Genomic DNA, 26106 nt, shown 5'->3' on the forward strand with positions numbered 1-26106 from the left:
TGACTGTCAACACATGTTTCCTAAACCGCTTGGTGGTTTCCTAGCGGGAGGTGGGGCGAACGTCGTCCGGGAGTGCCGGGGCCAGAATCCACAGCACGGTCGCGGCGTCGTCGCCGAGTGCGCGGAAGCTGTGCGGCAGCTGCGGGGAGAAGGTGAACGCGTCCCCGGTCGCGAGCGACACGTCCTCGCCGGCTCCCGGCCCGTTGAACGAAATGCCGATCCGGCCCGAGACGACATAGACGAATGCGACGTCGACAGGCAGTTCGTACGTCTCGGAGCCGCTGCCGCCGCCGGGTTCGATCCTGCTCAGGAGCGACTGGATGCGACGCTCGCCGAACGGGGTGAGCAGGAACTCGGACATGTGCTCGCCACCGAAGCTGATCGGCGGATACGCGTCGGCGCGCACCACCTCACCTGCGGCGGAGTTCTCGAACAGCGACCCGACGGGAATGTTCAGGGCCGCGCAGATCCGCACCAGCGTGGCCACGGACGCGCTCGCGTGGTCCCGTTCGATCTTCGACAGGTAGCCCTTGGTGATGCCGCAGCCCGCGGCCAGTTCGTCGAGGGTGAGGCGCTGTGCCTGCCGGGCGGCCTTGAGTCGGGGGCCGATCCTGGGTGCGTCGACGCCCGACGCACCTTCGGTTGCGAGCTCGTTCGCCATGCATCGATCCTTCGTTGTGTCTCGTATAGGAAACAGGTGTTGACAAGAGTGCGTTCCAAGGAAACGATACGACGACGCCACGTCTCCGGCACACACCGAAGGATTCCGATGAGTACAGACGACACCAGGGCCCACGACGCGACCCGCATCCAAGGCCCCATCGACGCGACCCGCATCCAGAACCCCGTCGACGCGACCCGCATCCAAGGCCCCATCGACGCGACCCGCATCCAAGGCCCCGTCGACGCGACCCGCATCCCGCGCTACGCCGAGCCCAGCACGTTCGCCCGCCTCCCCCGCCTCGACGAGGTGTCCCGCGCCGACGTCACGGTGATGGGTGTCCCGTTCGACTCCGGTGTGAGCTACCGCCCCGGCGCCCGGTTCGGCCCGGGCCACATCCGCGCATCGTCGAAGCTCCTGCGTCCGTACAACCCGGCACTCGACGTGCACCCCTTCGCGGCGCAGCAGGTCGCCGACTTCGGCGACATCGGCGTCAACCCGTTCGACATCCAGGAAGCGCTGGCCACCGTCGACGGCGCCGTCACCGACCTCCGCAAGGACGGGTCGACCGTACTGACGCTCGGCGGCGACCACACCATCGCCCTCCCGATCCTGCGCTCGCTCGCCCGCGACCACGGTCCGATCGCCGTCCTGCATTTCGACGCCCACCTCGACACGTGGGACACCTACTTCGGCGCCCCCTACACGCACGGCACCCCGTTCCGGCGGGCCAGCGAGGAGGGACTGATCGACCTCGAGCGTTCGCAGCACATCGGCATCCGTGGCCCGCTGTACAGCAAGAAGGACCTCGAGGACGACGCCGTCCTCGGCTTCCAGGTGATCCGCTCCGACGACTACGAGGTGGACGGCGTCGCGAGCATCGTCGAACGGATGCGCCGACGGCTCGACGGCGGTCCCGTCTACGTGTCCGTGGACATCGACGTCCTCGACCCGGCGCACGCCCCGGGCACCGGCACACCGGAGGCCGGCGGCATGACGTCCCGCGAGTTGCTGAACACGCTGCGCGGACTCGTCGGCCTCAACGTGGTCGGCGCCGACATCGTGGAGGTCGCGCCCGCATACGACCACGCCGAGATCACCGGAATCGCGGCCGCGCACGTCGCGTACGAGTTGCTGTCGGTCCTCGCGATCAACGCATCGACGGCGCCGGGACGGGCCGCACGCGGCGAGGCGCTCCGACAGGCGGCGTTCGTGACGAAGTGATTTCCGTTGGCGCGTGCGGACGCTGAGAAGGCACTACCCTCGGGCGCATGGCTACCGGGGTGAAGGTCCGAAGGTTCTCCAAGATCGCACCACTACTGCTCGCGGGGGCGCTCGCCGCCGCGTTGCCGGGGACTGCGGCCGCCGAACCCGTCCGAGGTCCGGACGTGGCCTCGTGGCAGCACCCGGGCGGGTCGCCGATCGACTGGTTCGCCGTCCGCAACGCCGGCCACGACTTCTCGATGGTCAAGGCCACCGAGGGGCTCAGCTACGTCAACCCGTTCTTCGTGCAGGACTGCCTCGCCATGCGCGTGGCCGGGGTCGCCCGCGGCGCGTACCACTACGCCGACCCGACGCAGTCGCCCGAGGCGCAGGCCGCCTTCTTCTCGACGGTGGTGCTGGGCATCAACGGTCCCGGCGACATGCCGCCCGTCCTCGACATGGAAGTGTCCAACGGATTGCCGCCCGCCGCCCTGATCGACTGGACGCACCGCTACCTGAACACGGTCCAATCGCTCACCGGCCGTCAGCCGATCATCTACACGTATCCGAACTTCTGGCGGACGGCGATGGCGAACACGAACGAGTTCGCCGGCTACCCGCTGTGGATCGCCGACTACAACGGTCAGAACGTGCCCGGGCCGCTGCCCGGCGGCTGGAGCAACTGGACGTTCTGGCAATACACCAGCACCGGTCGCATCCCCGGAGTCAACGGCGACGTCGACCTCAACGTCTACAGCGGGGCGCAGGGCGACTTTGCGCGGTACTCCAACAGCGCGTCCCCGTTCGGCAGCTGAACCCGCCGACGGCGCCGAAATTCGGGCCGAATCCTGCCTCCCGGCGGCCACTCCAGGCGAATAAGCTGGGGCTGCGACATTAATTTTCGCAAAGTCTGGGTTCAGTCCAGAAAAGTAAGTCATAGTGTGTGAGTGCCGTCGATGCCGGATTACGCAGAGCAGCTGCGTGGTGCTGAACTTCGCGTGACCCGCCCCCGGGTCGCGGTGCTGGAGGCGGTGCACACACGTCCGCACGCCGATACGGAGACGATTTTCGGAGCAGTACGCACGGTCCTGGACGGGGTGTCCCGGCAGGCCGTGTACGACGTGCTGCACGCCGTGACCGCCGCCGGGTTGGTGCGGCGGATCCAGCCACCCGGCTCCGTTGCCCGCTACGAGTCGCGGGTCGGCGACAACCACCACCACGTCATCTGCCGGTCCTGCGGGGCCATTGCAGACGTCGACTGCGCCGTCGGCGAGGCGCCCTGCCTGACACCGTCCGACGACAGCGGCTTCCTCGTCGACGAGGCCGAGGTCGTCTACTGGGGCCTGTGCCCCGACTGCTCGACATCCCAGACTTCCCGATCGAATCCATGACCACAGCCCAAATTGGTCTCTCCCGGAAGGAATGTTGTGTCCGATAGCTGCCCGGTCGCTCACGAGGGAAACACTCGGAGCACCAGTGAAAGTGAAAACCCCGCAATCCCGTCTCCCACTCCGGCGGCGCACCGCCCGAGGACGAACCGCGACTGGTGGCCGAACCAGCCGGAGCTGTCGGTGTTGCACGCCCACACGTCCAAGTCGAACCCGATGGGCGAACACTTCGACTACGCCGAGGAGTTCGCCACACTCGACGTCGAGGCGCTCAAGCGCGACGTCATCGATCTGATGACCACCTCGCAGGACTGGTGGCCCGCCGACTACGGCCACTACGGCGGCCTCTTCATCCGGATGAGCTGGCACGCCGCGGGCACCTACCGCATCGCGGACGGTCGCGGCGGTGGCGGTCAGGGAGCCCAGCGTTTCGCGCCCCTCAACAGCTGGCCCGACAACGCGAGCCTCGACAAGGCCCGCCGGCTGCTCTGGCCGGTGAAGCAGAAGTACGGCAAGCAGATCTCCTGGGCCGACCTCCTCGTCTTCGCCGGCAACTGCGCCCTGGAGTCGATGGGATTCAAGACCTTTGGATTCGGATTCGGCCGTGAGGACATCTGGGAGCCCGAGGAGATGTACTGGGGTCCTGAGGACACGTGGCTCGGCGACGAGCGCTACAGCGGCGACCGCGAACTCTCGGGTCCGCTCGGCGCCGTGCAGATGGGCCTCATCTACGTGAACCCGGAGGGCCCCAACGGCCAGCCGGATCCGCTGGCAGCCGCCCGCGACATCCGGGAGACGTTCGCCCGCATGGCGATGAACGACGTGGAGACCGCCGCGCTGATCGCCGGGGGCCACACCTTCGGCAAGACCCACGGCGCAGGCGACGCCGACCTGGTCGGTCCGGAACCGGAAGGCGCCCCGATCGAGCAGCAGGGCCTGGGCTGGAAGAGCGCCTACGGCACCGGTGTGGGCAAGGACGCGATCACCAGTGGTCTCGAGGTCGTGTGGACCCCCACACCGACGAAGTGGGACAACAGCTTCCTGGAGGTCCTGTACGGCTACGAGTGGGAGCTCACCAAGAGCCCTGCCGGTGCCTGGCAGTGGACCGCGAAGGACGGCGCAGGAGCGGGCACGATTCCTGACCCGTTCGATTCGTCGGCGGGGCGTGCTCCCACGATGCTGACCACGGACCTCTCGTTGCGCATCGACCCGGCCTACGAGAAGATCACCCGGCGCTGGCTCGATCACCCGGAGGAGTTCGCCGAGGAGTTCGCCAAGGCGTGGTACAAGCTGCTGCACCGCGACATGGGCCCCGCCACACGGTATCTCGGTCCGTGGGTTCCCGAGGCACAGCTGTGGCAGGACCCGGTTCCGGCAGTCGATCACCAGCTGATCGGTGACAACGAGATCGCTGCACTGAAGGGCAAGATCCTCGACTCGGGCCTGTCCATCTCCCAGCTGGTGTCCACCGCCTGGGCGTCGGCAGCCACCTTCCGCAGCACCGACATGCGCGGCGGCGCCAACGGAGCACGCATCCGGCTCGAGCCGCAGAAGGATTGGGAGATCAACAACCCGGCCGAGCTGTCGAAGGTCCTGCAGACCCTCGAACAGATCCAGCAGGACTTCAACTCGTCGCAGTCCGGCGGAACGAAGGTCTCGCTCGCCGACCTGATCGTCCTTGCCGGAACGGCGGCCGTCGAGAAGGCGGCGAAGAGCGCCGGGCACGACGTCACGGTCCCGTTCACGCCGGGACGCACGGACGCCTCGCAGGAGCAGACGGACGTGGAGTCGTTCGCCGTACTCGAGCCGAGGGCCGACGGGTTCCGCAACTACCTCCGCGCCGGAGAGAAGTTGCCTGCGGAGGCCCTTCTGGTCGAACGGGCTTACATGCTGAACCTGACCGCACCGGAGATGACGGTGCTCGTCGGCGGCCTGCGTGCCCTGAACGCCAACTTCGGCCAGACCGGGCACGGCGTCTTCACCGACCGGCCCGAGACGTTGACCAACGACTTCTTCGTGAACCTCCTCGACATGGGCACGGTGTGGAAGGGGTCCGAGTCGGCGGAGAACGTGTACGAGGGTCGTGACCGGGTCACCGGCGATTCCAAGTGGACCGCCACCGCCGTCGACCTGGTCTTCGGGTCCAACTCGCAGTTGCGTGCCCTGGCCGAGGTCTATGCCACCGACGACGCGAAGGCGAAGTTCGTGCAGGACTTCGTCTCCACGTGGGTCAAGGTCATGAACCTCGACCGGTTCGACGTCGCCTGATCGTTCACACCACGGCACCCCGCGAGTTCGGCACTCGCGGGGTGCCCTGCTGTGGGTCGGTCACGTGCGGGTGAGGTGCCGATCCTTCGCCTTCCGTCCGACCGCCACGGACACCAGCATGAGCAGCGCCGCCCCGACGAAGCAGGTGGCGAATCCGAGGTGTGGTGCGAGGACGGAGATGACGAACGGGACGGCGAAGCCGATGTAGATCAGGCAGTAGAACACGGCCACTGTCTGCGCGAGTTCGTCTGCCGGAGCCAGCTTTTCGATGGACGCGAGCCCCGAACCCAGCAGGATGCCGTAGCAGGACCCGAGGAGGAAGGCTGCGACGACGATCGCGGCGACGGACAGCGCGCCGTCCGTGTACGCGACCACGGTCGCGGCGCCGAACCCCAGCACGCCGAGGGTGACGCCGACCCGGATCCCGGCGGCGTCACCCCGCTGCGACCACCGTGTGGCCCACGGCTGAATCACGGCGCCGGTGAGCAGGGTCAGTGCCGCCACGAGTCCGGTGAACGCCACCGACGTGGAGCGCAGTGACTCGGACACCAGCGGCGGGAGGGTCGCGAACGATACCGTCGCGACGCCGAACACCCATGGCGTCCACGGCGCGATGCCCCACCGGAACTGCGGGGTCGACAGCGCCGACAGGGGTTTCGCGGTGCCGCTGGTGACACGGTCCCGCGCATCGGGTACCGACCACACCAGCGCCAGGGCGCCGACCATCAACACGATGTGCACCAGGTAGGGGAGCAGTTCGGGGACGGGGAGCCACTGCGCGATCACCCCGGCGAACAGGGCTCCGCACCCGAATCCCGCGGACAACGACACGGCGGCGCGGCGCGCACCCGCCCCGGCAGGCGCGGCGGAGCTGAGTTCCTTCATCCAGGCGGTACCGGCGCCGAACGCCATGCCGGAGGCGAGTCCGGCCAGCACCCGCCCCAGGTAGAGCAGGTCGGGGACGGCGGCGCCGGCGATGAGCACGAGCGACGAGACGATGCCGACGGGGATCATGGGCAGGATCACCGCTCGCCGGCCGAACCGGTCGGACACGCGCCCGAAGTACAGCAGGGCCGGGATCAACCCGACGACGTACGACGCCAGCATCGCGGTGAACGAGCCGCTTCCGAGACCGAGATGCTCGCGGTAGACGAGCTGCATCGGGGCGAACTGGTTGGCACCCCAGCTGACCGCGAACATCGCGGCGGCAAGGCGGACCCACGGCGAGAGCATCACCCGATCCTCCCAGAGCCCGGCACGCGGCGAAGTATCAACTCTTCACAGCTCGGGGCACTCATTCCTGTGCAGACTGGCCGTGTGCGGCGGGTTCGGGGACCTTTAGCGTCGACCCCGGGCACGAGCCGAGGAGGATATGTGTGGGGTAACGACGGCAGCTGGGTCGGCGTGGACGCGCACGCGATCGCCCGGGCGGTGAGGAGCCGCGAGGTCTCGGCGAGTCAGGTTCTGGACGAGCATCTCGCGCACATCAAGGCCCGGAACCCGGAGCTGAACGCCGTCGTCACCGTCGCCGAGGACCAGGCGATCCGGGCCGCCGACGACCTCGACAGCCGGATCGGCCGGGGTGAGGACGTCGGTCCGCTGGCCGGGGTCCCGTTCACGGTGAAGGACCTGATCGCGACCGCGGGTGTTCGGACGACGGCGGGATCACGCGTGCTCGAGCGCAACGTGCCGCGGGTCGACGCTCCCGCGGTGGCCGCGATGAGGGCGGCAGGCGCGGTTCTCGTCGGGAAGACGAACACCCCCGAGTTCGGGGCGAGCGGCCTGACGCACAACGACCTCTTCGGGTACACGGTGAACCCCCTCCGACCCGACGGTGTTCTCCGCTCACCCGGGGGGTCGAGCGGCGGCGAGGCGGCGGCGATCGCGTCCGGGATGAGTGTGGTCGGTCTCGGCACCGACTTCGGCGGATCGGTGCGCTGGCCCGCCCACTGCACGGGGCTGCGCTCGGTGCGCCCGACGATCGGCCGGGTGGACCCCGACGGACAGTATCCCGGCGTCCCGTCGGGCGACCATCTGCTGACCAATCCCGCGACCATGCACGGCACGCTGCAGACGATCGGCCCGATGGCGCGAACCCTGCAGGACGCGGCGCTGGTGCTGCGGGTGCTCTCGTCCCCCCGGTGCCCGTGGACGGATCCGGAGTCGGTGGACCTCTCACGCCTCGACATCACGTGGGCGCCCGGTGAGGGCACCGTGCCCGTAGGCGGGGAGATCGCCGCGGCCGTTGCCGGTGTCGTGGGAAGGCTCGGTGCCCGCCCGTACGAGGGCGGGGCGCTGGCGGAGGGGAACGCACTGTTCGGCACGCTGCGTTCGGTCGAAACCCACACCGACATCAAGGAACTCGGCACCGACTTCGGGACGAACATCGCCACCATGCTCGCCGATGTGCGGGACGTGGACCGGCGTCTCGTCGAGCGACTGTGGGCGCAGCGGTCGGAACTGGTGCATCGGCTGCTCGGGGAGATGGGCGACGTTCTCGTGCTGCCGGTCGCCTCCATTCCGGCGCCGCCGCTGGGCGAGGACGTGTTCGATGTCGACGGGCACTCGCTGACGTGGGCTCAGGCGCTGGCGAGTTGCCGCGCGATCAGTGTGACGGGTCTGCCGTCGGTCGTCGTTCCGGTGGGAAACACGAAGTCCGGGTTGCCGATCGGCGTGCAGATCGTCGCGCGGCCGTGGTGCGAGCACGTCGCGCTGGCCGTGGCCGCCCGGTTGTGAGCGACCACGGCCGACGCGGTGTCAGATCACCCGGTCCCGCCGGAGACCCTGGATGTCTTCTTCGCTCAACCCGAATTCGCCCAGCACCTCGGCCGTGTCCTGCCCCAGCACCATGGGCGGCGCATTCCGGATCGGCAGGGTTTCCTCGTCCACCCAGAACGGACCCCGCACCAGCGGCACCTCACCGCCGTCCGGGGTGGTCACGGGTTGCACCATCTTCAGTGCCTGCACTTGCGGGTCGGCGAACGCCTGATCGATCGTGTGGACGGGACCGCACGGAATGCCCGCGGCGCGAATGAGCCGCACCCAGTCGGCCGCCGGGCGCGCGGACAGCAGTTCGAGAAGTTCCTTGGTGAGCCGGTCGCGGTGCGCGAGTCGTGACTGGCCGGTGCGGTATTCGGGCCGGACGGCGAGGTCGGGATCCCCGAGAACGTCGCACAGCGACACCCAGTGCCGGTCCGAGCCGGTGGCGATGATGATGGGGAAATCGGCGGTGTCGAACGTGCCGTACGGGGTGATCGTGGGGTGCGTGTTTCCGTTCGGTTCCGCGACGCGTCCGGTGCTCAGGTAGTCCTGCGCCTGGAACGACATGATCGACAGCGCCGATTCGAGCAGGGATGTCTGCACGTGATGGCCGGCGCCGTCGCGTCCGCGGGCCACGAGCGCGGCCGTGATGCCCAGTGCCGCATAGATACCGGATACGGTGTCGATGATCGGGATGCCGACGCGCATCGGCGTGTTGTCGCCGGCTCCGGTCACCGACATCAGTCCCGACATGCCTTGCGCCACCTGATCGAGCCCGGGCGAGAACTGTTCCGGGCCGGTGGGGCCGAAACCGCTGACGCTCATGACGATCACGCCCGGATTGTCCTCGGCGAGCGATTCCTGGTCGAGTCCCATGTCGGAGAGCACGCCGGGACGGAAGTTCTCCACGATGACATCGACGTCAACGGCCATGCGGCGCAGCAGTGTCCGGCCCTGCTCGCTGCGCATGTCGAGCGCCACCGAGCGCTTGCCGCGGTTGACGGAGGCGAAGTAGAGGCTGTCGCTGCCGTCGAACGGCGGCCACTGCCGGGAACTGTCGCCACCGGAACGGGTCTCGACCTTGATGACGTCGGCGCCGAAGTCGGACAGCAGCGCCGTGCACAGCGGTCCGGCGAGGGCCCGCGAGAGGTCGAGGACCCGGATCCCGCTGAGCAACTGATTCATGGTGGATCCTCGGTTCTCTGTGAAGGAAGGGGACCGTCCGAGAATTGCGGACTCGCCGATCGATGGCGATGGCGACAATGCACAAGCGGCCGCTGGGGATTTCGGCGCATTGTGTGCCGCGACGGCCGGTCGCCGCCGGTTAGCGTGAGTTACCGAAAACCCGAGGAGGACGAGACGATGCGCGACATCCTGACGGGCCTGGAATCGTGGTTCCACCGTGGCGAGAACTTCGCCCTCGCCACGGTGGTGCGTACCTGGAAGTCGTCCCCACGGGCCCCGGGCGCGGCGATGGCGGTGTCGGAGTCCGGTGAGGTGCTCGGAAGCGTGTCCGGTGGATGCGTCGAGAGCGCGCTGTACGAGACGGCGCGGGACGTGCTCGCCGACGGACGCAGCCGCACCGAAGTGTTCTGTGTGGCGGACGACGATGCCATCGGTGTCGGGTTGACGTGCGGCGGCACCATCGAGGTGTTCGTGCAGCGCATCGGGCCGACGGACTTTCCGGACTTCGCGCAGGTGGCGGGCCGCATCCGCGGGGGTGAGTCGATTGCGGTGGTGACGGAGACGGGCGACGGCGTCCGGACCCGGCGCTGCGTGATCGCCGAAGGCGGACCAGTCGGCGAACTCGACCTGCCCGAAACCGATGTGGAGAGCGTCCGCCGTCGCCTCGACGCCGGTGAGTCGGTCGTCTATCAGCTGCAGTCCGAGATGGTGTGCATGGTCGAGATCTTCGCGCCGCCACCGCGGATGTACATCTTCGGGGCCATCGACTTCGCCGCGGCCATGTGCACGCTGGGGGCGTTCGCCGGCTACCACGTCACCGTGATCGACGCCCGCGCAGTCTTCGCGACCCGCGCCCGCTTTCCGGACGCCGACGACGTCGTCGTGATGTGGCCGCACCGGTTCCTCGAGACCGCACCGGTCGACCGCCGGACCGTCCTCGCCGTCCTCACCCACGACGAGAAATTCGATATCCCGCTGCTGTTGCTCGCCCTGCGGTCGGACGCGGCGTACATCGGCGCGATGGGCAGCCGGGCCACCCACGAACGCCGGGTCGCGCTGCTGCGGGACCAGGGAACGACCGCCGAGGAATTGGCGCGGCTGCATTCACCGATCGGCCTCGACCTGGGCGCCCGCACCCCCGAGGAGACGGCGGTGTCGATCCTGGCCGAGATGATGAAAACGACCCGGGGCACGTCGGGGCTCGAACTCCAGCAGCTGACCGGTCCGATTCACCGCGATGCGCCCGCCGGCACCGGCAGGCCGGCCGAGTGCACCCTGTGATCATTGTCTGACGTGGTCATTGTTTGACGGCTATTCGGGTGGGGACTTATGGTCACACTTTCGCGCCGTCCGGGGCGAGTGTCGGATCAGGTGAGCAGGGTGTTGCAGTGACGACGAGGGATGCCGGTAGTTCCGCTCCCGGGTTCCGCGCAGCCGCCGACACCGACACCGGGCCTGGTCTCGACCTTCCAGCGCAGTCGTTCACCGAGGTGCTGGGGGCCGATCTCCTCGTCTCGCCGACGCTGGTGGCCGGCGACACCGGCACCTCCCGCGAGGTGTCGAGCGTCGCCGTGATGGCGGTGCCGGACATCGGGCCGTGGCTCCGGAGCGGGCAGCTGCTGATCACCACGACCTCGGTGCTCGGCCGGCTGGTCGAGCCGATCGACGCGTTTCTCACTCGTCTCGACAGGCGGGGCGTCGCCGGGCTCGCGGTCCGGCTCGACGACGACACCGCCGCGCTTCCGGCCGAGATGTCCGATGCGGCCGACGAACTCGGGTTTCCCGTCGTCGTGGTTTCCGATCTGTACGCGAAGGATCACCCCCTGTCCGGCGGCCTCGCGGAGTTGTCGGCCCGGCAGGTCGACGCCGTGTTCGAGGCAGACCGGTTGCGCAGAGTGCTCGTCGACGTCGTGATGGCCGGCGGCGGGTTTGCCGAACTCTCCGTCGCCGTCGCCCGCGAATGGGGCGGAGCCGTGCTGATCACGACTCCCGACGGACGTCAGTTGTGCCGCGCCGGCGACGAGTCCGAGCTGACTCGGCTGGCATCGAGTGCGGCGCTCGACTCCACCGGGCGGGTCCGCACCGATTCCACCGAGGGCGGTCTCGGTCTGCACCGGCTGGGCGACGAGTCCATCGCGGTGTCGGCGATTTCGGCCAACGGCATCGATCACGGGCGGCTGGTGCAGTTCAGCACCGGACGTCGACTGCGCAGCGAGGATCTGTACCTCGTCGAGCAGGCGGCGGCGGTGTGCGCCCTGGTGGTCGCCCGCGAACTGGTGGTCTCCTCGGTCGAGGAGAAGCACCGCGCCAATTTCATCCGCGACCTGCTGCTCGGCCGCGGCGGCGAGCACGCGCACGTCGTCGCGCACGCCAAGACGTTCGGCTGGGATCTCGATCGTCCGGTGGTCGTCGTGGTGATCGAACCCGATCCGGTCGGTGAGGACGAACCGTCGATGCCCCGGATGCCGCTCGTCGAACGGCAGGCGCGGGCATTCACGAGTGCCGTCGCGGGCCGCGACACCGGCGCCGCCGTCACCGCGCTGGCGACGGAGACGGTGATCCTCATGGGTGTCGGCACCGACACGATGAACCTCGTCCACGAACTCGTCGCCACCGTGCGCGGCGCCGGCGGCGGTGGTCGCCGGGCATTCGGGGTGGGCGTGTCCCGGCCGACGGACTCGGTCGACGGCATCCCCGCCCTCTACGGTCAGGCCCGGACCGCGCTGAAGGTGGGGCGGCAGATCACCGGCGCCTGGGCGGTGACACATTTCGACGACCTCGGCGTCTACCGGCTGCTGAGCCTCGTCGACGACGACCGCGAACTCGAGTCGTTCGCGCAGGAGACCCTGCGTGAGCTGACGGCGGACACATCCGAGGCGCAGGACATGCGGCGCACCCTGGAGGTGCTGCTCGCCACCAACATCAACATCGCCGAAACCGCACGTCAATTGCACTTTCACTACAACACCCTGCGGTACCGGGTGGTGAAGCTGGAGAAGATGCTCGGGTCGTTCACCGATCACCCCGAACTGCGCCTCGATCTGTCTCTCGCCCTCAAGATCATGGCGATGCGCGGCATCAATTCCTAAAGTTGCCAATTTCGCCGGGCACGCGCTGGCAGATTCTTCTCACGCCGGGTGGCTGACGCTGTAATAACGTTTCCCTCCTATCGAGGTGCAACTGTGACATGCGGCACATCATCGAAGCTGGCCGCCGGCACTCCAGCACCGTCACCTGTCTGAAAGGTCCTCCTATGCCTATCTGGACACTGCACGGAGATGGCAAGACCATCGCGCCCGGGGAGGTCGTCGCCCCGAGCGAACGGCTGAGCTGGGGTCGCACGATCGGACTCGGCGGGCAGCACGTGGTCTCGATGTTCGGGGCCACGTTCGTCTTCCCGATCATCATGGGTCTCAATCCTCAACTGGCCGTGATGATGTCGGGATTCTGCACCCTGTTCTTCCTCCTGGTCGTCAAGGGCCGGATTCCCAGCTACCTGGGGACGTCGGCCGCATTCGTCGGCGGCATCGCCGCCATCCGCGCCCAGGGCGGCACGTCGGCGCAGGTGACGGGGGCGATCCTGGTATCCGGCCTCGTGCTCGCCGGCATCGGCGTGCTGATCCACTTCCTCGGCGGCGGGGTGGTGTTCAAGATCCTCCCGCCGGTGGTCACCGGTGCCGTCGTCATGCTGATCGGGTTCAACCTGGCCCCGGTGGTGGCCGGAACGTACTGGCCCCAGGACCAGTGGGTCGCGTTGACGGTGATGGTCGTGCTGGTGGTGGCGAGCGTCGCGCTGCGCGGATTCCTCGGGCGGGTCGCGATCTTCCTGACACTGCTCTTCGGATACGTGCTGTCGTGGGTGCTCGACCTGACGACCGGCATGATCACGTCGTACGACCCGGTCGCCGGCGCAGTCACCGAACACTTCCGCGTCAACTGGGACGGCGTCTCCTCGGCGTCGTGGATCGGGCTGCCGCCGTTCTCCGACGAGGCGAACGGCATCGTGGGCATCCACGCGCCGTCGTTCAGTCTCACGTTCATCGTCCTGGTACTGCCCGGTGTGATCGCCCTGATCGCGGAGAACGCCGGACACGTCAAGGCCGTCGCCGAGATCACCAAGACCGACCTCGACCCGATGATGGGACGCGCCCTGATCGGCGACGGCCTGGCCACCACCATCGCGACCAGCGTCGGAGGATCCCCCACGACGACGTACGCGGAGAACATCGGCGTCATGGCCGCGACCAAGGTGTACTCGACCGCCGCGTATGCCGCGGCCGGTGTGATCGCGATGCTGCTGGGCCTCTCCCCCAAGTTCGGTGCCGTCATCTCCGCGACCCCCGGCGGTGTGCTCGGCGGAATCACGGTGGTGCTCTACGGGATCATCGGCCTGCTCGGCGCGAAGATCTGGAAGGAGAACGGCGTCGACTTCGGCAATCCGCTCAACCTGATGCCCATCGCCGCAGGCCTGATCATCGCGATCGGTGACACGGAGCTGAAGTTCAACGACACCTTCTCCCTGAGCGGCATCGCGCTCGGCACGATCGTGGTGATCGGGATGTACCACCTGTGCCGCGTCATCGCCCCGAAGGATGCCGACGACGCCGGCACCGGCCGTCACCACCCGAAGCCGACCGCGGGCGACGGAACCGTGCCGGACCGGGTAGGCCAGCTCACGTGATCTGCCAGCGTCAGCACGTGAGTTTTGTCACTAGTTCACGAAACGTCGAGCGTACGATACGGGCAGGATCTGAGGAATGAAACCGTCGCCACTGACTTATCACCGACCTCGGTCGATCGACGAGGCCTGTCAGATCCTCGCGGACGTGGCTCATGAGGGAAAAGTTCTCGCGGGCGGGCAGTCGCTGATCCCGTTGCTCTCGATGAGGCTGGCCGCGCCGGCGCACCTCGTCGACATCGGATCGATCCCCCGGCTGGACGCGGTGTCGTCGTCACGCGAACTCGGTGTCACGTTCGACGCCCTGACCACCCATTCGGTGCTCGAAGCCGACCGCGGCGCCGCCCAGGTGCAGCCGCTGATCGGCCGCGGACTGCGTCTCGTCGCGCACCCGACCATCCGCAACCGTGGTACGACGGTCGGCTCGATCGTCCACGCCGACCCGTCCGCCGAGATGCCGGCCGTGCTGGCGCTGCTCGGCGGCTCGGTCACCGTGCGTTCGGTGCGAGGGGTCCGGGAGATCCGCTCGACCGACCTGTTCGCCGGGCCGCTCGAGACGACGCTCGAGGCGGACGAGATCGCCACGAGCGTCACCGTCCCGGCCGCCGAACCCGGTGTCGGGACAGCGATCGACGAGATCGCCCGCAGGCACGGCGACTACGCACTCGTCGGGGTCGCGGCGCAGGTGCGGGTCGAACGCGGTGCGGTTTCGGAGGCCCGGATGACGTACGTGTCGGCCGGCGAGCTCGGTGAGGTCGTCGACTATACGGACGTGCTGCGGGGTGCGTCCGCGACGGACGACCGGGACCCGTTGTGGCGGAATCTGTCCGAGTTCGCGCGGGAGCGGATCGACACCGAGCCCGACATCCACGCCACGGCGCGGTACCGGTCGCAGCTGGTGGCGGCGCTGACCGCCCGGGTCGGGTTCGCGGCCGCGCAGGATGCAGTGCTCGACGGTGCCTCCGTGCACGTGTCGGCGGGAGGAAGGTGACCATGGCAAAGGCAACGAGCAGCATCGACGAGCAACTCGCCGAACTGCAGGAGGACACCGGCGAGCAGCACGTCGCGGTGACGTTCACACTCAACGCGGTGACGCAGACGGTGCTGTTGTCGTCGCGGACCCTCGCGTCCGACGCGATCCGGCACCATCTGCGCCAGACCGGAACACACGTGGGCTGCGAGCACGGAGTCTGCGGCGCCTGCACCGTCCTGCTCGACGGCAAGCCGGTGCGCTCCTGCCTCGTCCTCGCGGCGAGCCTCGAGGGCCGGGAGGTCACCACGGTCGAGGGACTCGTCGAACCCGACGGCACCCTGCATCCGGTGCAGCAGGCGTTCATCGACTGTCACGGCCTGCAGTGCGGTTTCTGCACTCCCGGTTTCGTCACCACCATCGCGGCGTTCCTCGAGGAGAATGATTCGCCCACCCGCGAGGAGGCCACCGACGCGATCGCCGGCAACCTCTGCCGGTGCACCGGCTACCAGAACATCCGGGCGGCCGTGCTGCGCGCCGCGGAGATCAAGCGCGAGCGTTCGGGCGAATTCCCGCTCGGCAAGGACGACGAGACGGCACGCGCCTCTCTCGATCCGAAGGTCCGGGGCACCACCAACCCCGTCGGCGGAAGGGCAGGGCGAGCATGAGCGTCACGAAACCCCGCACGGATCCGGCGCGCACGAAGGAAAGCGGTTCGGGGACCGTAGAATCCGAGAAGCTGTTCGGCAAGCCGATTCCCCGCACGGAGGATGCGCGACTCCTCTCCGGCAACGGCCGGTACCTCGACGACCTCGGGCACAACGCGCTCATCGCCGCCTTCGTCCGGTCGCCGCACGCGCACGCCCACATCACCGGCATCGACGTCGATGCGGCGCTGGATATGCCCGGCGTGCACGCGATCTACACGTACGACGACCTCGCGGACGACTCCCCGGAGATGGCCGAGAATCTGCCCCTCCTCATCCCGCATCCGGCGATCACCGCCCCGCGCAACGGGTATCCGCTCGCCAAGGACGAAGTGAATCACGTCGGTGAGGCGATCGCGATGGTGGTGGCCGACAACCGGTACATCGCCGAGGACGCGTGCGCGAAGATCGACGTCACGTACGAGATGCTCCCGCCGGTCGTGGGCATCGACGTGGCGCGGCAGGCAGACAACGCCGTGCACCCCGACGTCCCCGACAACGTGGCGGCGCACCTGCAGCACGGCTTCGGCGACGTGGACGCCGAACTGGCGAAGGCGCCGCACCGGCTCACTCTGAACCTCGAGATCGAGCGGTCGGCGTCGATGCCGATGGAGGGCAAGGGCGTCTACGCGCGCTGGGACACCGACGAGCAGGCGCTCACGTTCTGGACCTCGACGCAGACGTCGACGTCGGCGCGCGCGGCCATCGCCGCGCGACTGAAGATGGCGCACAACAAGGTCCACTGCATCGCACCCGACGTCGGTGGCGGCTTCGGTGTCAAGATCGTCCACCCGTGGCCGGAAGAGGTCATGGTCACCTGGGCGGCGCGGCAACTCGGGACGGCGGGTATCTCGAGCGAGGTCAAGTGGGTCGAGGACCGGCGCGAGCACTTCGTGTCCAGCGCGCACGAGCGCGGCCAGATCCAGGAGGTGACGGTCGGATTCGACGACGACGGCACCCTCCTCGCGTTCGACTTCACGTTCTGGCACGACAACGGCGCGTACCTGCCGTACGGCATCATCGTCATGCTCAACACGTCGACGCAGGTGCTCGGACCGTACAAGCCGAAATCGTTCCGGGTGGACGCGTACTCGCTGTACACGAACACCGTCATCGTCACGCCCTACCGCGGCGCCGGCCGCCCGCAGGCCGTGTTCGCGATGGAACGCGCGATGGACGCGATCGCGAAGTACCTCGATAAGGACGTCATCGAGGTCCGCGAGCACAACTTCATCCGTCCCGAGGAGATGCCGTACGACTTCCACCTCACGTTCCAGGACGGCCGCCCGCTGATCTACGACACCGGCGACTACCAGGCAGGTATCGACAAGCTGAAGAAACTCATCGACTGGGACGGGTTCGCCGAGTACAAGAAGCAGGCGAAGGCCGAGGGCCGGGCCGTGGGCATCGGGATCGGCGCCTACGTGGAGGGCACCGGACCGGGACCGTACGAGGGCGCCCACGTCCTCGTCGAGACGTCCGGAAAGGTAAAGGCTGCAACGGGTCTGACCACCCAGGGGCAGGGCCACCAGACGGCGTTCGCGCAGATCGTCGCCGACGACCTCGGCGTGCCGGTCACCGACGTGGAGATCGTCACCGGCGACACCCGCCGATTCGGTTACGCGGTAGGCACGTTCGCGTCCCGCGGCGCCGTGATGTCCGGTTCGGCGTTCCATGTGGCCGCGCAGATGGTGGCGGAGAAGGCCCGGACGATCGCCGGTGAGGCGCTGAACCTCGACCCCGCCGAACTGGAACTGCGCGGGGGGCACGTGTGCAAGATCGGCACGCTGCCCGGCGCCGAGGGCACGTCCATCTCGCTGGGTGTGGTCGCCGTCCTGTCCAACCCGCTGCGCTACGCGTTCGACGACGCGTCACGGCAGGCCACCGGTTTCGCGAAAGCCGATGCGGACATGACGATTCCGCCGGTCCAGGAGGGTGAACAGCCCGGGCTCGAGGCCACCGGGTACTACTCGCCGCCGACGTCGACGTTCGCGTCCGGTGTACACGCGGCGATCGTCGAAACCGATCCGGTGACGGCCGAAATCCACGTGCGCCGGTATGCCGTGATCCACGACTGCGGCAACGTCATCAACCCGCGGATCGTCGAAGGCCAGGTCATGGGCGCCGTCGCGCAGGGTGTCGGCGGCGCGCTGTACGAGAGGATCGTCTACGACGAGCACGGCCAGATGCTCAACGCGTCGTACATGGATTTCCTGATGCCGTTCGTCACCGAGATGCCCGACTCGCTCGAGATGGACCACACCGTCACCCCGTCCGGCCTCAATCCCCTCGGGATGAAGGGCGCCGGCGAGGCGGGCGTCATTCCGACGTCCGCCGTCATCGCGGCAGCGATCGAGGACGCGGAAGGCTTCCCGATCACGTCCATGCCGATATCCCCTTCCGAGTTGTTCGAGCTTCGCCTCGCGCACGCGTCGTCACAGAGCAAGGAGAACGAATGAGAATCGCCGGCACCGCCCTACTGACGGCCCCACCGGAGGCCGTGTACGACAACCTGCAGGACGGACGGGTCCTCGCGGCGACCATCCCGGGGGTGCAGTCCCTCGAACAGCTCAGCGACAACCATTACAAGTTGTCCATCACCGCGGGCGTCGCGTCCATCAAAGGCACCTATGACGGTGAAGTGATTCTGTCGCAGCAGAATCGGCCCCAGTCGTTCGTGATGACGGCGTCGGGGGCCGGCGCTCCCGGCACCGTGAAGGCCGACGTGACGGTGCGGCTCGAGGAACGCGACGGCGGCACCCTGCTCAGCTACGACGCGGACGCCGTCGTCGGCGGCATGGTCGGCGGCGTCGGGCAGCGGATGATCACCGGTGTCGCGAAGAAGATGGCCGGGGTGTTCTTCAAGGGCATCGACGGCGTGATCGCCAACGGCATCCCACCGGCCGAGGTCGCCGCCGCGGCGGGCGAGGTCCCGGCGATCGCCGGTGTCGCGGCTGCCCCGGCTCCCGCGGCAGCCGCCACCGCGGTGCGGTCGCTCGAGGGGGCCTCGACGACAACCGTTCTCGCGTCGGCGGCACTCGGTGCGGGCATCGCGCTCGCCGGAGTTCTCGTCGGCGGCATCCTGGTGCGGAGCACCTGCCCGAAGTAACACGCGCACACCCGACACAGCACCCCGAACCGTCCGGTTCGGGGTGCTGTCGTCTGTCCGGGGCGCGAGGGTCGCGGGCACCGCCGAACGAGGACCGGTGAGTTCGGCGATATGTGACAAAGAAACCGGGCGGCGGACGCGGTGCAATTGCCTTACAGAGACGAGCCCAGGAGGAATCGTGGAATCCAGAAAGATTCGGGTCGGTATCGACACCGGCGGAACATTCACCGACGTCGTGGCTGTGGACGAGGAGTCCGGAGCCGTCGTCACCACCAAGACACCCTCGACGCCTGCCGACCCGGCGCAGGGATTCCTCACCGGAATCGAGAAGGTGCTCGCCAAGCTCGGCGAGACCGGCGACGCGATCGGCGCCGTCAGCCACGGCACCACCGTCGCCACCAACAAACTCCTCGAAGGCAAGGTCGAGAACCTCGGGTTCATCACCACCGAGGGGTACGAGCACGTCCTCGAGATCGCCCGGCAGTCCGTCCCCGACGGCTACGGCAACTCGTACTTCTGGGTCAAGCCCGACCGCATCGTCCCTGCCGACCGCGTCCGCACCATCGGCGGCCGGCTCGCGTTCGACGGCAGCGAGATCCGCCCCCTCGTCGAGGACGACGTCCGCATGGCCGCCCGCTTCTTCGCCGACCGCGGCATCCGCACCATCGGCGTGTGCCTCATGCACTCGTACGCCAACCCCAGCCACGAGAACCGCGTCCGGGATCTTCTGCTCGAGGAATACCCCGAGGCCACGGTGAGCATCTCCAGCCAGGTGCTGCGCGAGTACCGCGAATACGAGCGGTCCATCACCACCCTGGTCGACGCGGCCGTGAAGCCGAACATCCGCAACTACGTCAACAACATCGCGAACCGGTTGCGCGAGTTCTCCTCCGACGAGGGCGAGGCCCGCGACATCCCGTTCTACGTGATGAAGTCGAACGGCGGCGTGCTCTCCGCGAAGGAGGTCGTGCACCAGCCGATCACGACGGTGCTGTCCGGCCCGGCGGCCGGGGCGCTCGGCGCGGCTCTCATCGCGAGCGTCGCGGGTGTCGAGCAGGTCCTCACCTGCGACGGCGGCGGAACGTCGACCGACGTCACCGTCGTGGTTCGCGGTGAGCCCGCGCTCACCACCGAGGGCCGGGTGGGGGCGTACCCGTCGAAGATCCCGATGATCGACGTGGTCACCGTCGGCGCCGGGGGCGGCTCCATCGCCTGGCAGACCCCCGAGGGCACGCTGCGCGTCGGACCGCAGTCGGCGGGCGCCGACCCCGGCCCGCTCTGCTACGGCAAGGGCGGCAGCGAACCGACGATCACCGACGCCCACGTGCTGCTCGGCCGCATCCCACCCCACCTGCTCGGCGGCGAGATCCCCCTCGACACCGAACTTGCCCGCAAGGGCGTCGAGCAGCTCGCCCACCAGCTGAAGCTCGACTTCGAGGCCTGCGCCACCGGCATCCTCGAGGTGTCGGCCTGGAACCAGGCCAACGCGCTGCGCCAGATCACGGTCAAGCGCGGTCTCGACGTCCGTGACTTCACCCTGGTGACGTTCGGTGGTTCGGGTTCGCTGCTCGCCTGCCGGCTCGTCGACATCCTCGGGCTCAAGGACGTCCTCGTCCCGCTGAACCCCGGCAACGTGTCCGCCTTCGGGCTGCTCACCGTCGACGTCCGCAACGACTACGTGCAGACCCACGTCTGCAGGCACGACCGGCTGGAGATCGAGGAACTGCAGTCGGGGCTGGACGCGCTCGCCGCCGAGGCGGAACGCGCACTCGCCGACGAAGGCTTCGGGGAGTCGGAGCGCAAGTACGCGCGCTCCGCCGACCTCCGCTACCTCGGCCAGGCGTTCGAGGTCCGGGTGGCGATCGGTGACGGTCCCGTCACGCAGGAGCTGATGGACGAGGCCGCGGAACGGTTCCACCAGGCGCACCAGGAGCTGTACGGCTACGACTTCCGCGGCGACCCGCACCAGCACGTCGAGTGGGTGAACCTGAGGGTCAGCGGCATCGGCCCCATCAAGCGCCCGACGCTCAACGAGATCGCGGCCGGAATCGGAGCCGAATCCGCGGTGACCGGCACCCGTCCGGCTTACTTCGACGAGTGGGTCACCACCCAGGTCTACGACCGGGCCCGGCTCGGCGCGGGCGACGTCCTCGAAGGTCCCGCGGTGATCGAGGAATTCAGCTCCACCATCCCCGTGCACCCCGGTTTCCAGGCGCGGATCGACACCTTCGGAAACATCCGCATCACCAAGATCGCCGACTCGAACGGAGCGAACCGATGACCGTCACCACCGAACCCGTTGCAGTGCAGGCGGTCAAGCCCTACCGGCTGACACCGGTCGACGGAACGACGCCCGACCCCGTGCTGGTGGAGATCGTCGCCGGCTACCTCGCCAGCGTCGAGATGGAGGTCGAGACGTCCATCTCGCGGACCTCCCGCTCACCGATGATCCGCGACGCCCACGACTTCCGCGCCGGCATCCACGACCGCAACCTCCGGAAGCTCACGGGCCGTTCGTATTCGGCGCTCGTGCACCCGGTGGCCCGGGACTTCCCGCTCGACACCATGAAGCCCGGTGACGTCTACTTCCACAACGACGTCTACCTGTCCGAAGGCGGCATCGGCCACCTCCCCGACCTCTGCGTCACCGTCCCGGTGTTCGCGACCAGGCCGGGCGAGGAGGAACCGTCCGTCGTCGCGTTCGTGCAGGCGTTCGGCCACCACGACGACATCGGCGGCTGCTGCCCGGGATCGATGCCCTCGGGCGCGACCACCGTGTACGAGGAGGGCCTGATGGTCCCGCCGATCAAGCTGTGGGATCAGGGTGTGCCCAACGAGGCGGCGCTGCGCATCATGACCCGCAACTCGCGGATGCCCGACGCGCTGGCCGCCGACCTCGACGCCGAATGCTCGGCGTGCCTGATGGGCGCCCGTCGCCTCACCGAACTGTTCGAGCGGTACGGCTGCGACACCGTCGAGGCGTGCTTCGACGCGATGATGGACGCGACCACCGAGACGTACCGGCGGGAGATCCTGAGCAAGATCCCGAAGGGCGAGTACACGTGGGAGGACTACGCCGAACACGACGGCGTCGACGAGCCCATGCTGCACACGCAGCGGATCACGCTCACCAAGACCGGACCGGAGGACGAGGGCGGCGAACGCCTCATCCTCGACTTCAACGGCACCGGCCCGCAGGCCAAGGGTCCCATCAACCACTGCGGTGACTACGCCGACGGCAACTTCCTCATCAAGTGGCTCGCACCGATCCTGCGCAACCTCGCCGACAGTCCTGAGCGGATGGCGGAGCTCGACGTCAACGAGGGCGTGGTGCCGCTGATCGAGATGAAGTTCCCGGAAAAGGGCACGCTGATCACCCCGATCTTCCCGGCGCCCACCAACGCCCGGACGTTCGTGATCCTGCGTCTGCTCGGTGTGCTCGCCGGCGTCGTCGCGAAGGCCGTCGACGGGAACATGCCCGCCGACCAGGAGACCATCCGCTACACCGGCGTGTACGGCGAGGACTTCGACGGGCATTCGTACCTGATGCGAGAGGTGCTCGGCGGCGGCTCGGGCGGCCGGCACTACGCAGACGGCGAAGACACCATCCACGTCGTCCCCGACTCGCGGAACCTGCCGACCGAGTTCACCGAGAGCCGGTTCCCGTTCATCGTCGAGAAGCTCGGACTGGCGAAGGATTCCGGCGGCGCCGGACGCTACCGCGGCGGCCTCGGCTACGAGAAGCACATCCGGATGCTCAAGGATGCGAACTTCATGTCCATCGCCGACCGCTCGATCCTCTCCTGCTGGGGAGTCAAGGGCGGCAAGGCCGGACGTCCCTTCTCCGTGGTCCTCGACCCGGACGGCCCGAACGAGCGCGAGTTCGATGCGCTGACCGACGCCGAACCGATCAAGGCCGGCGAGGTGGTGCGGATCCGTACGACCGGTGGCGGCGGCTGGGGCGACCCCCTCGACCGTCCGGTGGAGGACGTCGTCCGGGACGTGCTGTGGGGCAAGGTGTCCACCGAGGGTGCACGTCTCGACTACGGTGTCGTGCTGGCAGTGTCGTCGGAGGAGCCGGTCGCGGACGTCGACGCCACCGAGACCCTGCGTGAGCAGATGCGCGCCGAGCGGGGACTGGACGAACCGTTCTTCGACCGCGGTCCCGGCTACGAACGTCTCTCCGGCGGTGCGAAGTTCGCCGAGTACGACTTCATCGACCGGTGATTCGATGACCGAGTCACTCCCCCGCGGCGCCGAGATCGCCGTCATCGGCGCTGCGGGAAAGACCGGAGCCGCCGTCGTGGCGGCGCTCGAGGGGCTCGCCGACGTACGCCGGGTGGTGCACACCGCCCGGCGTTCCGGCGATCACGCCGTCGACCTCGTCACGGGCGCGGGGCTGACCGAGGCGCTGTCAGGATGCCGGGGCGTGTACTTCATCGCCCCCAACGTCCACCCCGACGAACCGGCGCTGCTGCGGAACACCCTGGACGCGGCCGCTTCGGTGGGGGTCGAGCACGTCGTCTACCACTCCGTCGCGTGGCCGTACACCCCGCTCATGCCCCACCACGTCGACAAGGCGCGTTGTGAGGACGAGCTCCGGACGCTCGGCGGCGGACTGCGGTGGACCGTCCTCCAGCCGTGCGCGTACGCGGAGAACTTCGGAGCGGTGCTGGACGGCTCGCTCACCACCGTCGAACTGCCCTACAGTCCGGACGCGACGTTCTCGTTCGTCCGGCTCGCGGACGTCGCGGAGGTGGCGGCGCGTGTGCTGTCGGAGGGCCCCGACATCCACCACGGCGCCACCTACGAGCTGGGCGGTCCGGAAGCCCTCAGCGTCCGGGATCTGTGCGACCGGGACGGCAGTCCGGTGTCGGTGAAGCAGGTGTCCGTCGACGAGTGGATGTCGCGGCACGGTCGGGACCTGACGGACGACGGTCGCGCCCGCCTCGCCGCGATGTTCGACTTCTACGACCGGTTCGGGTTCCTCGCGGGCAACGCCCTGTTCGAGTCGCTGCTGGGCCGCCCGCCCGCCCCTGCCACGTGAGTGGCAATGCGTGCCGGGGCACACATTGCCACTCACGTGCTCAGACGCCGATCCGCCCGCCCGACTTCCACACCGCCACGACGGCGGGACGCGGCTGCGTGTCGCCGCCGTCGGGCCAGTGCGACGCCGGGTTGTCGGCGCTCGCGTCGTCCAGTTCGCCCGGGTGCTGCACACACACCGTGACCCGCTCCTCACCGACGATCGGACCGCACGTCTCGGCGCCCTTGGGCACGGTCAGGAACTGCTTGGTCTCGCCGCGGTTCGCACCCTCGAGGACCACGCTGAACAGGCCGTCGTTCGACTTCAGCGCGTTGCCGTCGGTGGAGATCCACAGGTTGCCGTGCGGGTCGAACGCCAGGTTGTCGGGGCAGGAGATCGGGCTGACGCTCTCCTTGTCGAAACCGCCGAAGTAGGTGTCGGCCTCCGTGGGGTCGCCGCACACGAGCAGCAGGTTCCACGTGAACGCGGTGCCGGCGTGGTCGTCGGTGAGTTCGAGGACCTGACCGTTCTTGTTGTTGTTCCGCGGGTTGGCCTCGTCGGCCGCCGCCGCGCCGTCGACGCCGCGCTTGGTGTTGTTGGTCAGCGCCACGTACACCTTGCCGGTCGTCGGGCTGGGCTCGAAGTCCTCGGGGCGGTCCATCTTGGTGGCGCCCACCTTGTCGCCGGCCTGCCGGGTGAACACCGCCACCTCTTCGGCGCTCATGCCGTCGACGAGTGACTCGCCCCGGCCGTCCTCGCCGGTTCGCAGCAGCGGAATCCACTCACCGGTGCCGTCGAACGTGCCGCTGGACGGCAGCGTCCCCGACCCGTCGATCTCGTCCGGGGAGTTGCCGCTGAACTTCGCGACGTACAGGGTGCCCGCGTCGAGCAGCGTCATGTTGTTGCGGACGGCGGCCTGGCTGTTGCCGTCCATCATCCTGCGGCTGGAGACGAACTTGTACATGTAGTCGAAGCGCTCGTCGTCGCCGCTGTACGCCACGACGGTGCCGTCGTCGGTGACGTGGATGGTGGCGGCCTCGTGCTTGAACCGGCCCAGCGCGGTGTGCTTGACGGGTGCGGACGTCGCGTCCCACGGGTTGACCTCGACGACGTACCCGAAGCGGTTGACCTCGTTCGGCTCCTGGGCGAGGTCGAACCGCCTGTCGAACCGCTCCCACTTGCGTTCGGATGCAGCACCTTCCACGCCGTACCGCTTCAGCCGGGCGGCTACCGCGGGATCGGTGGCCAGTTCGGCGTTCGCGAAGTACTGGTTGAAGTTCTCCTCCCCCGACAGCACCGTTCCCCACGGGGTCACGCCACCCGAGCAGTTGTTGAGGGTGCCGAGCACCGTGGTGCCGGTCGGGTCGGCGGACGTCTTCAGGAAGTCGCTGCCCGCGGCGGGGCCGGTGACGACGAACTCCGTCGTCGCCGTGATCCGCCGGTTGTACGGTCCGAAGTCGGGAGTGAGCGCACCCGAGGCGGATTCGCCCTTCACCTGCACCACGGACAGCCCGTGCGCGGCGAGCGCGGTCTGGAACTGTTCGGGTGACGGGTTCTCCGCGTCGTAACCCGTGAACATGAACGGCTCGGTGGTGTACTCGTGGTTGACCACCAGCAGGAAGGTGTTCGGTTGGCCGTCGACCGGCAGGAGTCCGGCGAAGTCGTTGTTGAACCCGAACTGCTGCGCCTGGGCCTGGGCGGTCTGGTTGTCGAAGTCGAAGGCGGGAGCCCCGGGCAGCACGGGGTCGCCCCAGCGGATCACGACTGCCTGCTCGTAGCCGTCGGGGACGACGACGGCGTCCTCGGTGTTGGGGGCGACGGCGTCGAAGCTCGTTCCCGCGGGTGCTGCCCCGTCCGAACCGCCGGTGGCGGAACCGCTTCCGCTTCCGGAGTCGTCCGAGCAGGCCACCAGCGTGCTGCCGGCGCCGACGGCGAGGACGGCCATCCCCGTTCCGCGGAGCATGCCGCGCCGGGACAGGGCGGTGCGGGCGATGTCACGGAAGTACTCGCCCTGCGACGTGTTGGGCACGTCGTGGGAGCACGCGTTTCCGCACTTGTACTGGCAAGTGACGGATGCGCGCGAAGACACGCCGTCGTGGTTGACGAACAGTGCGAGGGGTTTCAAACTCACCGTGGCTCCCGATTCGAAGT

General features: G+C 68.4%; 19 protein-coding genes. 15 read left to right on the plus strand and 4 right to left on the minus strand.

Annotated elements, in window-relative coordinates; genetic code table 11:
• Positions 1 to 40: 40 nt before the first annotated feature.
• Positions 41 to 661, minus strand: coding sequence for a helix-turn-helix domain-containing protein (locus RJ1_RS09010; protein WP_073359612.1), 621 nt, complete (start codon positions 659 to 661; stop codon positions 41 to 43).
• 108 nt (positions 662 to 769) lie between these two features.
• Here RJ1_RS09010 and speB point away from each other — a divergent pair, with 108 nt between their 5' ends.
• The 4 genes from speB (at position 770) to katG (ending at position 5520) form a co-directional block, all read left to right on the plus strand.
• Complete coding sequence (speB, locus tag RJ1_RS09015) at positions 770 to 1885, plus strand: agmatinase (protein WP_240319854.1); 1116 nt, start codon at positions 770 to 772, stop codon at positions 1883 to 1885.
• Positions 1886 to 1932: 47 nt separating this feature from the next.
• Positions 1933 to 2679: a glycoside hydrolase family 25 protein gene (locus tag RJ1_RS09020; RefSeq protein ID WP_073359613.1), complete on the plus strand. Its 747-nt coding sequence runs from the start codon at positions 1933 to 1935 to the stop codon at positions 2677 to 2679.
• 132 nt (positions 2680 to 2811) lie between these two features.
• Complete coding sequence (locus tag RJ1_RS09025) at positions 2812 to 3255, plus strand: Fur family transcriptional regulator (RefSeq protein WP_073359614.1); 444 nt, start codon at positions 2812 to 2814, stop codon at positions 3253 to 3255.
• A gap of 36 nt (positions 3256 to 3291) precedes the next feature.
• On the plus strand, positions 3292 to 5520 hold the full coding sequence (gene katG, locus RJ1_RS09030; RefSeq protein WP_073359615.1) for a catalase/peroxidase HPI: 2229 nt from the start codon (positions 3292 to 3294) through the stop codon (positions 5518 to 5520).
• Positions 5521 to 5580: 60 nt separating this feature from the next.
• Here katG and RJ1_RS09035 read toward each other — a convergent pair whose 3' ends face one another.
• Positions 5581 to 6753 carry an MFS transporter gene (locus RJ1_RS09035; RefSeq protein ID WP_073359616.1) on the minus strand — a complete coding sequence of 391 codons (1173 nt, stop codon included), beginning with the start codon at positions 6751 to 6753 and terminating at the stop codon, positions 5581 to 5583.
• Positions 6754 to 6894: 141 nt separating this feature from the next.
• On the opposite strand from RJ1_RS09035, the gene RJ1_RS09040 reads away from it, so the two are divergent.
• Positions 6895 to 8256, plus strand: a complete 1362-nt coding sequence (locus tag RJ1_RS09040) for an amidase (protein ID WP_073359617.1) — start codon at positions 6895 to 6897, stop codon at positions 8254 to 8256.
• A gap of 21 nt (positions 8257 to 8277) precedes the next feature.
• Here the strand turns inward: RJ1_RS09040 and RJ1_RS09045 are convergent, their stop codons facing one another.
• Positions 8278 to 9465, minus strand: coding sequence for a CaiB/BaiF CoA transferase family protein (locus tag RJ1_RS09045; RefSeq protein ID WP_073359618.1), 1188 nt, complete (start codon positions 9463 to 9465; stop codon positions 8278 to 8280).
• Between the two features lie 177 nt (positions 9466 to 9642).
• On the opposite strand from RJ1_RS09045, the gene RJ1_RS09050 reads away from it, so the two are divergent.
• The 10 genes from RJ1_RS09050 (at position 9643) to RJ1_RS09095 (ending at position 23976) form a co-directional block, all read left to right on the plus strand.
• Positions 9643 to 10746 carry an XdhC family protein gene (locus RJ1_RS09050; RefSeq protein WP_073359619.1) on the plus strand — a complete coding sequence of 368 codons (1104 nt, stop codon included), beginning with the start codon at positions 9643 to 9645 and terminating at the stop codon, positions 10744 to 10746.
• A 107-nt stretch (positions 10747 to 10853) separates the two neighbouring features.
• Entirely contained in the window at positions 10854 to 12554 is a 1701-nt protein-coding gene (locus tag RJ1_RS09055) for a PucR family transcriptional regulator (protein WP_073359620.1), read from the plus strand.
• 164 nt (positions 12555 to 12718) lie between these two features.
• Positions 12719 to 14146, plus strand: a complete 1428-nt coding sequence (locus tag RJ1_RS09060; RefSeq protein ID WP_073359651.1) for a uracil-xanthine permease family protein — start codon at positions 12719 to 12721, stop codon at positions 14144 to 14146.
• Between the two features lie 76 nt (positions 14147 to 14222).
• Positions 14223 to 15134: an FAD binding domain-containing protein gene (locus RJ1_RS09065; protein WP_073359621.1), complete on the plus strand. Its 912-nt coding sequence runs from the start codon at positions 14223 to 14225 to the stop codon at positions 15132 to 15134.
• Between the two features lie 2 nt (positions 15135 to 15136).
• Entirely contained in the window at positions 15137 to 15781 is a 645-nt protein-coding gene (locus tag RJ1_RS09070; protein ID WP_073359622.1) for a (2Fe-2S)-binding protein, read from the plus strand.
• Positions 15778 to 18279 carry an aerobic carbon-monoxide dehydrogenase large subunit gene (cutA, locus tag RJ1_RS09075; RefSeq protein ID WP_073359623.1) on the plus strand — a complete coding sequence of 834 codons (2502 nt, stop codon included), beginning with the start codon at positions 15778 to 15780 and terminating at the stop codon, positions 18277 to 18279. The genes RJ1_RS09070 and cutA overlap by 4 nt, the downstream gene beginning before the upstream one ends.
• Positions 18276 to 18929 carry an SRPBCC family protein gene (locus tag RJ1_RS09080; protein ID WP_073359624.1) on the plus strand — a complete coding sequence of 218 codons (654 nt, stop codon included), beginning with the start codon at positions 18276 to 18278 and terminating at the stop codon, positions 18927 to 18929. The genes cutA and RJ1_RS09080 overlap by 4 nt, the downstream gene beginning before the upstream one ends.
• Before the next feature lie 178 nt (positions 18930 to 19107).
• Positions 19108 to 21210 (plus strand): hydantoinase/oxoprolinase family protein, encoded by a 2103-nt coding sequence (locus RJ1_RS09085; RefSeq protein ID WP_073359625.1) that lies wholly within the window; start codon positions 19108 to 19110, stop codon positions 21208 to 21210.
• Positions 21207 to 23156 (plus strand): hydantoinase B/oxoprolinase family protein, encoded by a 1950-nt coding sequence (locus RJ1_RS09090; protein WP_073359626.1) that lies wholly within the window; start codon positions 21207 to 21209, stop codon positions 23154 to 23156. The genes RJ1_RS09085 and RJ1_RS09090 overlap by 4 nt, the downstream gene beginning before the upstream one ends.
• Before the next feature lie 4 nt (positions 23157 to 23160).
• A complete protein-coding gene (locus RJ1_RS09095; RefSeq protein ID WP_073359627.1) occupies positions 23161 to 23976 on the plus strand; it encodes an NmrA family NAD(P)-binding protein in 816 nt (271 codons plus the stop codon).
• 40 nt (positions 23977 to 24016) lie between these two features.
• Here RJ1_RS09095 and RJ1_RS09100 read toward each other — a convergent pair whose 3' ends face one another.
• Positions 24017 to 26086 (minus strand): PhoX family protein, encoded by a 2070-nt coding sequence (locus tag RJ1_RS09100; protein ID WP_073359628.1) that lies wholly within the window; start codon positions 26084 to 26086, stop codon positions 24017 to 24019.
• Positions 26087 to 26106 lie beyond the last annotated feature (20 nt).

It is taken from the genome of Rhodococcus jostii NBRC 16295 (genome assembly GCF_001894825.1).
Taxonomy (GTDB): Bacteria; Actinomycetota; Actinomycetes; order Mycobacteriales; family Mycobacteriaceae; genus Rhodococcus_F; species Rhodococcus_F jostii.

What these genes read in the sequence shown, in the direction of transcription:
- RJ1_RS09010 (WP_073359612.1), bottom strand. Translation starts at nt 661, where the DNA reads ATGGCGAACGAGCTCGCAACCGAAGGTGCGTCGGGCGTCGACGCACCC.
- speB (WP_240319854.1), top strand. Translation starts at nt 770, where the DNA reads ATGAGTACAGACGACACCAGGGCCCACGACGCGACCCGCATCCAAGGC.
- RJ1_RS09020 (WP_073359613.1), top strand. Translation starts at nt 1,933, where the DNA reads ATGGCTACCGGGGTGAAGGTCCGAAGGTTCTCCAAGATCGCACCACTA.
- RJ1_RS09035 (WP_073359616.1), bottom strand. Translation starts at nt 6,753, where the DNA reads ATGCTCTCGCCGTGGGTCCGCCTTGCCGCCGCGATGTTCGCGGTCAGC.
- RJ1_RS09045 (WP_073359618.1), bottom strand. Translation starts at nt 9,465, where the DNA reads ATGAATCAGTTGCTCAGCGGGATCCGGGTCCTCGACCTCTCGCGGGCC.
- RJ1_RS09050 (WP_073359619.1), top strand. Translation starts at nt 9,643, where the DNA reads ATGCGCGACATCCTGACGGGCCTGGAATCGTGGTTCCACCGTGGCGAG.
- RJ1_RS09060 (WP_073359651.1), top strand. Translation starts at nt 12,719, where the DNA reads ATGCCTATCTGGACACTGCACGGAGATGGCAAGACCATCGCGCCCGGG.
- RJ1_RS09065 (WP_073359621.1), top strand. Translation starts at nt 14,223, where the DNA reads ATGAAACCGTCGCCACTGACTTATCACCGACCTCGGTCGATCGACGAG.
- RJ1_RS09070 (WP_073359622.1), top strand. Translation starts at nt 15,137, where the DNA reads ATGGCAAAGGCAACGAGCAGCATCGACGAGCAACTCGCCGAACTGCAG.
- cutA (WP_073359623.1), top strand. Translation starts at nt 15,778, where the DNA reads ATGAGCGTCACGAAACCCCGCACGGATCCGGCGCGCACGAAGGAAAGC.
- RJ1_RS09080 (WP_073359624.1), top strand. Translation starts at nt 18,276, where the DNA reads ATGAGAATCGCCGGCACCGCCCTACTGACGGCCCCACCGGAGGCCGTG.
- RJ1_RS09090 (WP_073359626.1), top strand. Translation starts at nt 21,207, where the DNA reads ATGACCGTCACCACCGAACCCGTTGCAGTGCAGGCGGTCAAGCCCTAC.
- RJ1_RS09095 (WP_073359627.1), top strand. Translation starts at nt 23,161, where the DNA reads ATGACCGAGTCACTCCCCCGCGGCGCCGAGATCGCCGTCATCGGCGCT.